Source organism: Pseudomonas sp. HLS-6 (genome assembly GCF_002753995.1).
GTDB classification, from domain to species: domain Bacteria; phylum Pseudomonadota; class Gammaproteobacteria; order Pseudomonadales; family Pseudomonadaceae; genus Aquipseudomonas; species Aquipseudomonas defluvii.
In genome coordinates this window covers 3082774-3095289 of sequence record NZ_CP024478.1, presented here as the reverse complement: position 1 = coordinate 3095289, position 12516 = coordinate 3082774, and the positions used below count along the sequence as shown (strand labels likewise).

The following is a 12516-nucleotide window of genomic DNA, read 5'->3' as shown; positions in this document are numbered from 1 at the left end:
CAAGAAAGGAGAGGAGCATGTCTACGTTGAACCCTGCGGCGCTCAACGCGGCTAACGGTACTCGCCGGCACTGCCTGCTGGCCGTGGCCGTTGCGCTGGCCAGCGGTACCGCCAGCGCCGGGCCCACCATCGAGTTGGGCGAAAACACCACGCTGGACTCGTCGCTGACCGTCAACTACACCGCGTCGGTACGTACCGCCAAGCCTGCCCAGCAATACCTCAACGACCTGAACAACGACGACGGTACGCGCAACTTCGACCGTGGCTCGATGATCAACAACCGGGTCAGCCTGTTTGGTGAGCTGCTGCTCAAGCACGACAATCTCGGCGCAGTGCTGCGCGGCAGTCATTTCTACGATGACGTCTACCACGAGCGCAACGACAACGATTCGCCGGACACCGTGAACAAAATCGGTCGGGCCAACGGCTTCAGCGAAGACACCCGTCGCCTGAGCGGAAGCAAGGCGCGCCTGCTTGATGCCTATGTCTACGGCAACTTCGATGTCGCCGACAGCCAGTACCTGTCGGTCAAGGCCGGTCGCCACTTGGTGGCCTGGGGTGAAAGCCTGTTCTGGCCGAACATCAGCCAGGGGCAGGCGCCGGTGGACGCCACCAAGTTCAACGTGCCAGGCACCGAAGCCAAGGACTCCTACCTGCCGGTGGGGCAGGTGTCCGCGTCCTGGTCGCTCAACGAAGACCTGGCACTGGTCGGTTACTATCAGTACGAGTGGGAGAAGACCCAGCTCAACCCGGTGGGTGACTACTTCGGCAGCGATTACTTCGGCCCGGGCGCCGAGTTCTTCCGGCTCAACGCGGGGGTGATCAACAGCCTGCCGGACAAGACCTTTACCGGCGTCAACTATGCCGGTGAAGTCGATGCCCGCGACAGTGGCCAGTGGGGCCTTGGCGCGCGCTACCGGCTCACCGAAAACACCGAAGTGGGGCTGTTCCATTACCGCTACCACGAGCGGGTCGGGTCGATCTTTTTCGACTTCAGCGGCAATACCCAGTACTCCTCGCTCAAGAGCATCGGCGAGCGCTCGAACACGGCGGTTGCGCCGGCCTACCGGTTGGGCTATTTCGAGGATGTCGAGCTGACGGGAATCAGCTTCAGCTCCAAGATCGGCGACTCGGTACAGTATGCCGGTGACTTGAGTTACCGCGATGGTGCCTCGGTTTATCTGAACAATGGTGCACCGACGACCGGGCAGCTCTGGCAGGCCAACCTCAACGCTACCTACATCCTGGGCCCAAGCTTCCTGGCCCAGCAGACCACCTTCCTCGGCGAAGTGGTGCATCAGCGTATCGAAGGGGTCGACACGTTGGTGGTCAGCGGTGGCGGTCCCGGTATCGACGGGACATTCAACCAGTTTGAGTCCAACACCCAGACCCGCGGTTCGACCCTGCTTGGCGTGGGGGCCTACATGGATTACCCGGCAATCAGCGATGGCCTGGACCTGACCACCAAGGTGGTCTGGACGCAGAACGTCGACGGCAGTGCCTACCAGGGCCTGGGCCGCGATGAAAAGCGCCTCACCGTTGGCGGCGACTTCAAGTACCTGGGCAACTTCCAGGTGGGCCTGACCTATGTCGCTTACCTGAGTTCGCCGGATGTCGCCCAAGGGCGCCTGTTGGCTGACCGCGACTACCTGTCGTTCAACGCCAAGTACACCTTCTGATGCTCTACCGGCCATGCCCTGCGCCCAGGCAGGCGTGGCCGGTATTCTCCGATAATCTGCTGCCAAAAAAGGGTCTGCCATGAACCTTCATCCGACACCGTCACCGTTCAGCCCCATTACCATTGGCCCGCTGACGTTAAAAAACCGATTCATCAAGGCGGCGACCAATGAGGGCATGAGTGCCCAGGGCGTGCCCTCCAAGCAATTGGTCAAACTGCATGCCGCCCTGGCCAATGGTGGCACAGCGCTGACCACCGTGGCCTATTGTGCCGTGAGCCGCGATGGTCGCACGCTGCCCAACCAACTGATCCTGGCGCCTGAGAGCCTGCCGCACTTCAAGGCGTTGACCGATGCGGTACACCGCGAAGGTGGGCTGGCCAGTGCGCAGATCACCCATGGAGGCTGTTTTACCTTTATTCGTGAACGCTCCACCCCGCGTCCGCTGTCCGCCAGTGGCGGTTTCAACAAGATCGGCATGATGAGCGGCATGTTCCTCAAACAGGCGATGAATGAGGGCGATATGCATCAGGTTGTGCAGGATTTCGCTCGCGGGGCGCGGCTGGCCCGGCAGGCCGGATTCGACGCCGTGGAAATTCACATGGGGCACGGCTACCTGCTAAGCCAGTTCATTTCGCCGCTGTACAACAAGCGTCGTGACCAATATGGCGGCAGCCTGGAAAACCGTCTGCGTTTTCCGCGTCGTGTGCTGCGTGCGGTACTCGATGCGGTTGGCCGGGACATGGCCGTGATTTGCAAGTACAGCATTACCGAAGGCGTACGCAGCGGTAACAGCGCCGAGGATGGTGCCCAGATTGCCCGCATGCTGGAACAGGAGGGCGCGCACCTGCTGGTGCTCAGTGCCGGCATGAACGCCGAGTCGATTACCACCATGTTTGGCTCCTCGTTTCCCAAGGAGAATCGCGTCCAGCAGAAAAACCCGGTGATCGCCCTGGCGATGGCCATTCAGCGACTGACCGATCCCAAGGTGGAGTTTCGAGAGCTTTACCTGCTTGAGCATGCTCGCAAGGTGCGTGCCGCGGTGAAGATGCCACTGGCCTATCTGGGCGGCGCGAAGAGCCTCAACAGCATCGAGCGGATCATGGCCGAGGGCTTTGACCTGATCGCCATGGGGCGGGTGCTGTTGGCAGAGCAAGACTACGTCAACAAACTGGCCAGCGGGGCGAGCAAGAACTCGATCTGCACCGCCTGCAACCGCTGCGTGGCCATGATGTACACGCCAGGCGGCACCTCGTGCGTACTGGGCAAGCCCGGCGATGCCGAGCTGAACCGGCAACCGGCAGCGGCCCAGTAGGGCGGCTTGTTCTACCCAGGCACCGCCAGGATGCGCGAGCCCTTGTAGGTCAGCGCATCCTGGGTGCATCTCGGTGAGGCTACAGCGGGTGTAGCCCCTGTTCCCAGGCTCAGCCGTGCTGCAGGAAGTCGATGCAGCTGCGGTTGAACAGCTCGGGATGTTCGACCTGCACCCAATGCCCGCAGCGGTTGAGCACAATGAAGCGGGCGTTTTCGGCTCCGTCGATAATGCGCTGGACACCGCTGACCGGGTTGAAGTTGTCGTTGCTGCCCCAGAAGCCCAGGATCGGGCACCTGATCTCGCCTAGGCGGGCTTCCATGTTGGGCACCATCATGGTGCTGAACAGGTTCTTCGGTTGCGTCACCGCGACCGCTACGCGTTCCAGCAGCAGGCTCTCTGGCAGGATCGAGTCATCGAACAGTTGCAGGCGCATCATGCTGCGCATTTCTTCCAGGCCAATGGGGCCTGCGTTGAACAGGCTGACCATGCGCACGATGCCTTGCATCTGGAAGTAGGTCTCGCGTTCTTCGACGCCACCGGGTGCCAGCAGAATCAGGCGCTCTGCCAGTGATGGATAACGCAGTGCCAGCCCCAGGGCAATCGCACCCCCCAGGGAATTGCCCAGCATCGTGCAGCGTTCTACGCCGATTTCCGTCAGGAAAGTGCCCACACAGTCGACGAAGAAGTCCAGGTTGTACTGCACATCGTCGGGTTTGTCCGAACGCCCGAAACCCGGCAAGTCCAGCAGGATGTTGCGGTAACCGGCCTCGACGAATGCTGGGTAGTTACCTTTGAAATTGCTGAAACCACTGGCGCCCGGTCCGCTGCCATGCAGCCACAGCACCACCGGGCCGCTGCCTTCGTCCAGGTAGTGCAGGCGCAGGCCGTTGGGCAGGGTCGCGTAATGGCCTGTAGGCAATGGCAGGTCTACGGCTTGATTCATGGGGGTTCTCCAGAGTCTGCGGGTTCATGAGGCGCTTACCGGCCGGGCCACATTGATGCCTGAAGGGGATGCTGATGTCCGGCCCGGTTTGCGCAGAACAGATCCTGGGCTGCCGTGGTCCTGATGGCATCGTCCGTTCAGACCACGCCGATCGGCGTGCCGTTAGTCCTATCGGACGATGTTCGTATCGGGGTGGCAGCTAATCATGCAGGTGACTGGCTCGCTGCACCTGCAGCGGGTTGCGATGCTCGTCAATCCAGGAGAACGCAATGAAGTTGCTGAATAAAGTGGCCTTCGTGACAGGCGCAGGACAAGGTATGGGCCAGGCCATCGTGCGTCGGTTCGTCGCCGAAGGGGCGAAAGTGGTGGCGGTTGATCTCAACCTGCCAGCCTTGGCTGAAAGCCTCGCAGACCTCGGTGACAGTGTGCTGGCCCTGGCCTGCAACGTTGCTGACAGTGGATCGGTTGCCGATGCCATGGGGCAGACCGAACAACACTTTGGTGGCCTCGACATCCTCGTCAACAATGCCGGTGTCGGTGCCCTCGACAGCTTCCTCGACACGCCGGACGAAAGCTGGGCGCGGGTGATCAATGTCAACCTGGGCGGGACCTTCCTGTGCTGCCGCGAAGGTGCCAGGTTGATGGTCAAGGGGGCTCGCAAGGGCGCCATCATCAACCTCTCCAGTACGGCCGCACTGACCGGTGAAGGGCCTAGCCACTACTGCGCGTCGAAAGCCGGCGTCATGGGCCTGACCCGCTCGATCGCCCGCGACCTTGCTGCCAGTGGCATTCGCGTCAACACCCTGGTACCCGGCCCGACCAACACACCGATGATGGCCGGCATTCCCGACGAACACATGCAGGCGCTGCTCAAGAACGTACCGTTGGGACGCATGTGTGAAACCGACGAAATCGCCCGTGTCGCGGTATTCCTGGCCAGCGAAGATGCCAGCTTCATGACAGGGCAGAACATTGCGGTCAACGGCGGCATGGCCTTTATCTGAGAGAGGAATGACCTATGAGCAAGCGTCTGGAAGGAAAAATTGCCTTTGTCACCGGCGCCGGTTCCGGTATCGGTGAAGCCACTGCGTTGCGGTTCGCCGAGGAGGGCGCCACGGTGGTGTTGTGTGGCCGACGTGCCGAACCGTTGCAAGGCGTCCAGGAGAAGATCATCGGCCTGGGTGGTCGCGCTGAAATCGCTGTTGCGGATGTGAGTGATGAGCAGGCCTATGTCGGCGCGCTTGAAGCTGCAGCGCAACGTCATGGTCGTCTGGATATCCTGGTCAACAACGCGATGGCCTACACCTGGGGCGGCATCGACACCATGTCTACGGCAGACTGGCACGCCAACTTTGCCACCACCGTGGATGGCACGTTCTGGGGTACCCGTACCGCCATGCAATTGATGAAGGCGCAGGGCGGTGGTGCCATCGTCAACATTGCCTCCATCTGTGGCCTGTTCGGTACGGCCTGGATGGCGGGCTACTCAGCGGCCAAAGCGGCGGTGATCAACTTCAGCCGTGCCGCTGCCAGTGAAGGCGCACCCAACAACATCCGCTGCAACGTGATCATCCCGGGCGTGGTCGATACCCCGGCGACTGCCGGCATGCTCAGCGACGACAAAACCCGCAGCAACACCGAAAAAGTCATCCCCATGAAACGTGTCGGTCTGCCGGTGGAACTGGCCAACGCCATTCTCTTCCTGGCCAGCGATGAGGCGTCCTACATCACTGGCGCGAGCCTGGCAGTGGACGGCGGGCGTAGTTCCGACCTTTACACGGTGTTGGATTGATGAACATGGACTCGACCTCACTGCTTGAGCGGATCGACCGTCTGGAATCGCTGGATGCCATTCGCCAACTGGCCGGCAAGTACGCGTTGGCGTTGGACATGCGCGACATGGACGCCATGGCCAACTGCTTCGCCCCGGATGTTCGGGTTGGTCGTGACAAGAGCGGGCGCGCGCACCTCAAGGCCTGGTTGGACGAGACCATGCGCAAACAGTTTCATGGCACGTCTCATCACCTGGGGCAGCACATCATCGAGTTCAGCGATCCGGACCATGCCACTGGCGTGGTCTACTCCAAGAACGAGCATGAGACCGGCCCTGAGTGGGTCATCATGCAGATGCTGTATTGGGATGACTATGAGCGTATCGACGGCCGCTGGTGCTTCCGTCGACGTTTACCGTGTTACTGGTATGCCACCGACCTGAACAAACCACCGATTGGAGGCTTGAAAATGCGCTGGCCGGGGCGTGAGCCTTACGCGGGGAGTTTTCACGAGCTGTTCCCGTCATGGGATGCGTTCTGGGCACAGCGCCCGGATAAAGACGCATTGCCACACATTGCCGAACCGGCACCGCTGGAAGGGTTTCTGGCGAACCTGCGACGGGGTGCGGGTGATCCCAAGATTCGTGTTCGGTAGGTGACGTTTTTCGCAGGCAAGCCTGCTCTCACTCCTGTGAGCGTTGGCTTGCCAACGATGCAGGCACCACGCATCTACTGACACCCCGCCGACGCCATCGCAGGCAAGCCTGCTCCAACAGAAAAGCAGTGTTTCGCGCAGATCCCTGTAGGAGCCGGGCTTGCCCGCGATGCAGGCGCCGCGCACGTACTGACACCCCGCCGATGCCATCGCAGGCAAGCCTGCTCCAACAGAAAGGCAGTGCCCTGCGCAGATCCCTGTAGGAGCCGGGCTTGCCCGCGATGCAAGCGCCGCGTATTCACTGACACCCCGCCGATGCCATCGCAGGCAAGCCTGCTCCAACAGAAAGGCAGTGCTCTGCGCAGATCCTTGTAGGAGCCGGGCTTGCCCGCGATGCAGGCGCCGCGCACGTACTGACACCGCGCTGACGCCATCGCAGGCAAGCCAGCTCCAACAGAAAAGCAGTGCTCTTCGCAGATCCTTGTAGGAGCCGGGCTTGCCCGCGATTCAGGCGCCGCGCATCTACTGACACCCCGCCGACGCCATCGCAGGCAAGCCTGCTCCAACAGAAAGGCAGTGCCCTGCGCAGATCTCTGTAGGAGCCGGGCTTGCCCGCGATTCAGGCGCCGCGCATCTACTGACACCCCGCCGACGCCATCGCAGGCAAGCCTGCTCCAACAGAAAAGCAGTGCCCTGCGCAGATCCCTGTAGGAGCCGGGCTTGCCCGCGATGCAGGCGCCACGCACGTACTGACACCCCGCCGACGCCATCGCAGGCAAGCCTGCTCCAACAGAATAGGCAGTGCCCTGCGCAGATCCCTGTAGGAGCCGGGCTTGCCCGCGATGCAGGCGCCGCGTATTCACTGACACCCCGCCGATGCCATCGCAGGCAAGCCTGCTCCAACAGAAAGGCAGTGCTCTGCGCAGATCCTTGTAGGAGCCGGGCTTGCCCGCGATGCAGGCGCCACGTATGCACTGCCCCAGAACCTGTGTATCAACCACGCACACGCGCTTCGCGCGGCATCCCCAGCGCCCGTTCAGCGATGACATTGCGCTGGATCTCGTTGCTGCCACCATAGATCGTGTCGGAACGGGTGAACAGAAACAGCGACTGCAACCGGCTCAATTGGTAAGGCGCACCTTCGAGAATCTCCCCCTCGCTGCCCAGCACGTCCATGGCCAGCTTGCCCAGGTCGGCATGCCAGGTCGACCAGGCCAGTTTATAGATCATGGCCTCGCGGCTCAGGCTGCCGTCCTGCGGCCCGGACAGCATCCGTAGCGAGTTGTAGCGCAGCACCTTGAGCCCTGCCCAGGCCTGGGCAATGCGTTGTCGCAGCAACGGGTCGCGGGAGGCGCCGTTGTCACGGGCAATGCGGATGATCTCGTCAAGTTCGTTCTGGAACTGCATCTGCTGACCCAGCGTCGATACCCCGCGTTCGAAACCCAGCAGGGCCATGGCGATTTTCCAGCCATCACCGGGTTGTCCGATCAGGTTGTCCACCGAGGTGCTGGCCTGGTCGAAGAACACTTCATTGAATTCACTGGTACCAGTCAGTTGCTGGATAGGCTGCACACGAATCTGCTCCTGGGCCATCGGCACCAGCAGGAACGACAGCCCATGATGCCCGCTGCTGCCCGGCTCGGTTCGGGCCAGGACGAAGCACCAATCGGCCTCGTGGGCCAGTGAGGTCCAGACTTTCTGGCCACTGATCAGCCAGTGCTCGCCGGTGGCATCAAGCCGGGCACGGGTTTGCACGTTTGCCAGGTCAGAGCCGGCACCGGGCTCGGAATAGCCCTGGCACCAGAATTCAGTACCGTTGAGGATGCCCGGCAGCAACCGCTGCTGCTGGGCTGGGGTACCGAACGCGGCGAGTGTCGGCCCGACCAGGCCTTCGCCGATGTGGCCCATGCGTCCAGGACCGCCGGCGCGTGCGTATTCTTCATGGAAAATGACCTGTTGGCTGATGCTCAGGCCGCGCCCACCGTGTTCCTTGGCCCAGCCCACACCGATCCAGCCGCCAGCGGCCAGTGTTCGCTCCCAGGCTTTGCGTTCGGCAGGAAAACTGTGCTCGTCGCCAGGGCCGCCGCGAAAACGCAGGGGTGCGAAGTCGCCTGTCAGGTGCTCGGTCATCCACTGGGCAACCTGTTGACGGAACGCTTCATCTTCGTTGTTGAAACCGATTTTCATGGTTGCTCTCCAAATAGATGCGCGGCCAGGCGCTCGCGGTGGAATGCCGGGGTGCCCAGCAACTGCTCGCTGGCACGTGCCCGCTTGAAGTACAGGTGCGGGTCATATTCCCAGGTGAAGCCAACGCCGCCGTGCAGTTGAATGGACTCGGCGGCGCAGTGGAAGAACGCTTCGCTGGCGTGGATCTTGGCCGTTGCGGCGGCTGCATCGAGCTCGCTCGAGACGGCGGCATCGCCCGCTGGATCAAGGCGCTCCTGGGCTACGCAAGCGGCGTAGTAGGCTGCCGAGCGGGCGCATTCGACCTGCAGCATCATGTCGGCGCAGCGGTGCTTGATGGCCTGGAAGCTGGCGATGCTGCGGCCGAACTGCCGGCGTTCGGCGGTGTAGGCCAAGGTCAGGTCGAGGGCCTGTTGCGCGCCGCCGGTCTGTTCGGCAGCCAGGCCGATGGCGGCGATCTGCAAGGTGTCGCGCAGCAACGGCCAGCCTTGGCCGGTTGCGCTCAGCAACTGGGCGTCGCTCACGTCTACCGCGTGCAGTTCGATCCGGGCCAGGCGCCGGGTTTGATCCAGCGTCGGCAGTGCCTGGCGCACGACGCCCGCGGTATCCGCAGGCAGTGCGAACAGGCTGATGCCGTGTTCGCCCTGACTGCCAGGGGTACGCGCCGCGACGATCAGCAGGTCGGCCTGGGCCCCATCGATCACTTGGGTATAGGTACCTGTGAGGCGAAAACCGCCGGTGCAGGGGCGGGCCTCGGTCTGCACGCTGTTGGCGTCCAGGCCCGGGCCACTGGCGAAGGCCAGGCTGGCAGTGGTCGTGCCGGCCGCAATGGCGTTGAGCCGGGTGGCCTGCAATGCGGCGTTGTCGGCCAGCAGCAGGGCTGGAGTCGCCAGGCAGGTGGTGGCAAAAAGCGGTGAGCAGAGCAGGTAGCGGCCGCTTTGTTCGAGCAGGATCGCCAGCTCGACAAAGCCCAGGCCCATGCCGCCCAAGGCTTCGGGCACCATCAGGGCGGGCCAGTACAGCTCCTGGCCGATGCGTTGCCAGACGGCAGGGTCGTAGCCGTCAGGGCGGCTCATGGCGGCACGTACCGCATGCGAGTCGCTGACTTGTGTCAGAAAGCGTATCGCGCTGTCCCGAATCATCTCGTGTTCTTGAGTAAAGGCGAACTCCATGGGGCTGTCTCTGCTGGGCGGATGGATGCCCGAGTCTAGGGTTGCGGGGCTTTTCGCCGAATCATTGAAACGGACTAGTCCGCCATCTACCCAAGGGCCCGGGAATGGCCAACTTGCGTAGTCTCAACGGACGATGAAGGCAGCGCCGCGGGTTTGCACAATGTTCATCAGGCAATGAACTCAGCCATTGAGGAACATAGGCATGATCGACATTCGCGGTTTGAGCTATTTCGTCTCGCAGATCGAGAACCTCAGCCAGTGGCAGCGTTACGCCGAGGACGTCCTCGGTATGCAGGTCCATCCGGCGCCAGGTGGCGGCCTGTACGTGAAAATGGACGAGCGGCCGTTCCGCATGCTGATCGTCGAGGGCAGCGAAGCGCGTTATCTGGCCTCCGGTTGGGAGTTGGGTTCCGAGCAGGCGTTCAGTGATGCACTTCAGCACCTGACCCAGGCCGGCGTTGAGTGGGAACTGGGCAGTGCCGCGCAGGTCGAGCAGCGCGGCGTGCAGGCACTGGCGACGGTGGTCGACCCTTCCGGTAACCGTCATGAGTTGAGCTGGGGGCATCGCTCCGACTGCCAGCCGTTCGTCTCGCCCCAGGGGGTGCCGCGTTTCGTCACCGGCGACATGGGGCTGGGGCACACCGTGCTGCCGGCACCGAACTTCGACGCAACGCTGGCGTTCGCCAAGGACGTCCTCGGCTTTGGCCTGTCGGACATTTTCAACTTCCGTCCTGATCCGGCGGCCGCGCCGATCCGTATCCATTTCCTGCATTGCCGCAATGCCCGGCACCACAGCCTGGCGCTGGCCGAGTACCCGGTGCCGTCGGGCTGTGTGCACGTGATGGTCGAGGTTGACTCGATGACCGAGGTTGGCCGTGCCCATGACCGCCTGCTGGCACATGACGTGCGCCTGTCGGCGACGTTGGGGCAGCACCTGAACGACCGCATGACCAGTTTCTACATGAAGACGCCGTCCGGCTTTGACCTGGAGTACGGCTACGGCGGGTTGCAAGTCGATTGGGCCGAACACTCGGCGTTCGAATTCACCCGCGTGAGCATTTGGGGGCACGACTTTTCGGTCGGCCAACAGTAAGGAACCTGCACATGAACAAACAACTGACAGCGGCCGATGCGGTTGCTCAATTGCGTGACGGCATGACCATCGGTTTCGGTGGATGGGGGCCGCGGCGCAAGCCGATGGCGATTGTCCGCGAGATCCTCCGTTCGCCAGTCAAGGACCTGACCGTGGTTGCCTACGGCGGCCCCGAAGTGGGCATGCTCTGTGCGGCGGGCAAGGTGCGCAAGCTGGTGTTCGGTTTCGCCACCCTCGACGCCATTCCGCTCGAACCTTACTACCGCAAGGCCCGTGAAGCCGGTGAGCTGGAACTGCTTGAGCTGGATGAAGGCATGTTCCAGTGGGGGCTGCGCGCTGCCGGCATGCGCTTGCCGTTCCTGCCGACCCGCTGCGGGCTGGCCACCGATGTGACCCGTCTCAACCCGGAACTCAAGACGATTCAGTCGCCCTATGCCGATGGTGAAGTGCTGTTGGCGATGCCCGCGTTGAACCTCGATGTTGCGTTCCTGCATGTCAACGTCGCGGACCGCCTGGGCAACTGCCTGGTGACCGGACCAGACCCGTATTTCGATCACCTGTTCGCCCGTGCCGCCGCGCAGTGCTTTGTCTCGTGCGAAACGCTTGAAGAGCGCCTTGAGCTGAGTGCCGAATTGGCCCGTTTCAATACCTTCGAGCGTTATCTGGTGACCGGTGTGGTGCATGCCCCTCTGGGTGCGCACCCGACCTCCTGCCCGTCGGATTACGGCTGGGACCTGGAACATCTCAAGCGCTATGTCGCCAGCAGCCAGGAAGAAAACGGCTGGCACGCCTATGTCGAGACTTACGTGGCGGGTGGCGAGCAGGCCTATCAAGCGCAGAACGGCGGTGCCGTACGCATGGGCGCCTTGCCCCTACCCGTGTTCTGAGGAGTATGAACAATGTCTGCAACCTGTGATTTCACCCTCGCGGAATTGATGATTGTCGCCGCAGCCGAAGCCTGGCGCGGCAATGGCGAGGTGATCGCCTCGGGCCTGGGCGTGATCCCCCGTTTGGGCGCAAGCCTGGCCAAGCTGACCCACAGCCCTGAACTGCTGATGACCGACAGCGAGGCCTTCCTGGTCGAAGAGCCGATCCCGCTTGGGCCGCGCGGCGATTTCGTGCCGCGCTACTCGGGCTATCTGTCGTTTGAGCGGGTGTTCGAATGCGTCTGGGGTGGCCGCCGTCACGCGATGATCGGGCCAACCCAGATCGACCGTTGGGGCCAGACCAACCTGTCGTGCGTCGGCGACTACCAAAAGCCGAAGACCGCGATTCTGGGGGTGCGCGGCTTGCCGGGTAACAGCATCAACCACCTCAATTCGTTCTTTGTGCCCAACCACAACACACGGGTGTTCGTCAGTGGTGAAGTGGATATGGTCTCGGGCGTCGGCTTCAAGGCCGAGCGCTGGCCTGAGGGGGTTCGCCGCGACCTGATGGACATTCGCCGGGTGGTCACGGACCTCTGCACCCTGGATTTCGACGGCCCGCAACGTGCCGCCCAAGTGCGCACCCTGCACCCCGGGGTGAGTTTCGACGAGGTTCAGGACAAGACCGGCTTCCCGTTGCTCAAGTCTGCGCACCTGCAGGAAACCGCGCACCCCAGCGCTGAACAGTTGGCGCTGATCCGTCGACTTGACCCCCACGATTACCGGGCCTCGGCGATCAAGGGCAACCCGGCCGGTATCCGTACGGCCTGAGGCGAGGAC

At 62.6% G+C, this 12516-nt stretch carries 11 protein-coding genes; 8 read left to right on the top strand and 3 right to left on the bottom strand.

Features of this window, described 5'->3' with window-relative positions; all coding sequences use genetic code 11:
• Positions 1-17 precede the first annotated feature (17 nt).
• Positions 18-1679 (top strand): DUF1302 domain-containing protein, encoded by a 1662-nt coding sequence (locus tag CS390_RS14365; protein WP_065761211.1) that lies wholly within the window; start codon positions 18-20, stop codon positions 1677-1679.
• Positions 1680-1758: 79 nt separating this feature from the next.
• Positions 1759-2991 (top strand): NADH:flavin oxidoreductase, encoded by a 1233-nt coding sequence (locus CS390_RS14360; RefSeq protein WP_065761210.1) that lies wholly within the window; start codon positions 1759-1761, stop codon positions 2989-2991.
• Positions 2992-3100: 109 nt separating this feature from the next.
• On the opposite strand, the gene CS390_RS14355 is transcribed toward CS390_RS14360, so the two are convergent.
• Positions 3101-3934, bottom strand: coding sequence for an alpha/beta fold hydrolase (locus CS390_RS14355; RefSeq protein WP_099775143.1), 834 nt, complete (start codon positions 3932-3934; stop codon positions 3101-3103).
• A gap of 269 nt (positions 3935-4203) precedes the next feature.
• Between CS390_RS14355 and CS390_RS14350 the strand changes: the two genes are divergently transcribed.
• The 3 genes from CS390_RS14350 to CS390_RS14340 are packed head-to-tail and all read left to right on the top strand — an operon-like array spanning position 4204 to position 6361.
• A complete protein-coding gene (locus tag CS390_RS14350; RefSeq protein ID WP_065761208.1) occupies positions 4204-4938 on the top strand; it encodes an SDR family NAD(P)-dependent oxidoreductase in 735 nt (244 codons plus the stop codon).
• A 14-nt stretch (positions 4939-4952) separates the two neighbouring features.
• A complete protein-coding gene (locus CS390_RS14345) occupies positions 4953-5726 on the top strand; it encodes an SDR family NAD(P)-dependent oxidoreductase (protein ID WP_099775142.1) in 774 nt (257 codons plus the stop codon).
• Positions 5726-6361 carry a nuclear transport factor 2 family protein gene (locus CS390_RS14340; protein ID WP_371918199.1) on the top strand — a complete coding sequence of 212 codons (636 nt, stop codon included), beginning with the start codon at positions 5726-5728 and terminating at the stop codon, positions 6359-6361. Before CS390_RS14345 ends, CS390_RS14340 begins: the two co-directional genes overlap by 1 nt.
• Before the next feature lie 993 nt (positions 6362-7354).
• Here the strand turns inward: CS390_RS14340 and CS390_RS14335 are convergent.
• Positions 7355-8548 (bottom strand): acyl-CoA dehydrogenase family protein, encoded by a 1194-nt coding sequence (locus CS390_RS14335; protein ID WP_099775141.1) that lies wholly within the window; start codon positions 8546-8548, stop codon positions 7355-7357.
• Positions 8545-9717, bottom strand: a complete 1173-nt coding sequence (locus tag CS390_RS14330; RefSeq protein ID WP_099775140.1) for an acyl-CoA dehydrogenase family protein — start codon at positions 9715-9717, stop codon at positions 8545-8547. The genes CS390_RS14335 and CS390_RS14330 overlap by 4 nt, the downstream gene beginning before the upstream one ends.
• A gap of 202 nt (positions 9718-9919) precedes the next feature.
• Here CS390_RS14330 and CS390_RS14325 point away from each other — a divergent pair, with 202 nt between their 5' ends.
• Genes CS390_RS14325 through CS390_RS14315 form a run of 3 tightly spaced genes read left to right on the top strand, consistent with a single transcriptional unit; the run spans position 9920 to position 12507 of the window.
• Positions 9920-10810: a VOC family protein gene (locus CS390_RS14325; protein ID WP_099775139.1), complete on the top strand. Its 891-nt coding sequence runs from the start codon at positions 9920-9922 to the stop codon at positions 10808-10810.
• Positions 10811-10821: 11 nt separating this feature from the next.
• Positions 10822-11697 carry a CoA transferase subunit A gene (locus tag CS390_RS14320; protein ID WP_065761513.1) on the top strand — a complete coding sequence of 292 codons (876 nt, stop codon included), beginning with the start codon at positions 10822-10824 and terminating at the stop codon, positions 11695-11697.
• 12 nt (positions 11698-11709) lie between these two features.
• A complete protein-coding gene (locus CS390_RS14315) occupies positions 11710-12507 on the top strand; it encodes a CoA-transferase subunit beta (RefSeq protein WP_065761512.1) in 798 nt (265 codons plus the stop codon).
• The last annotated feature ends 9 nt before the right edge of the window (positions 12508-12516 follow it).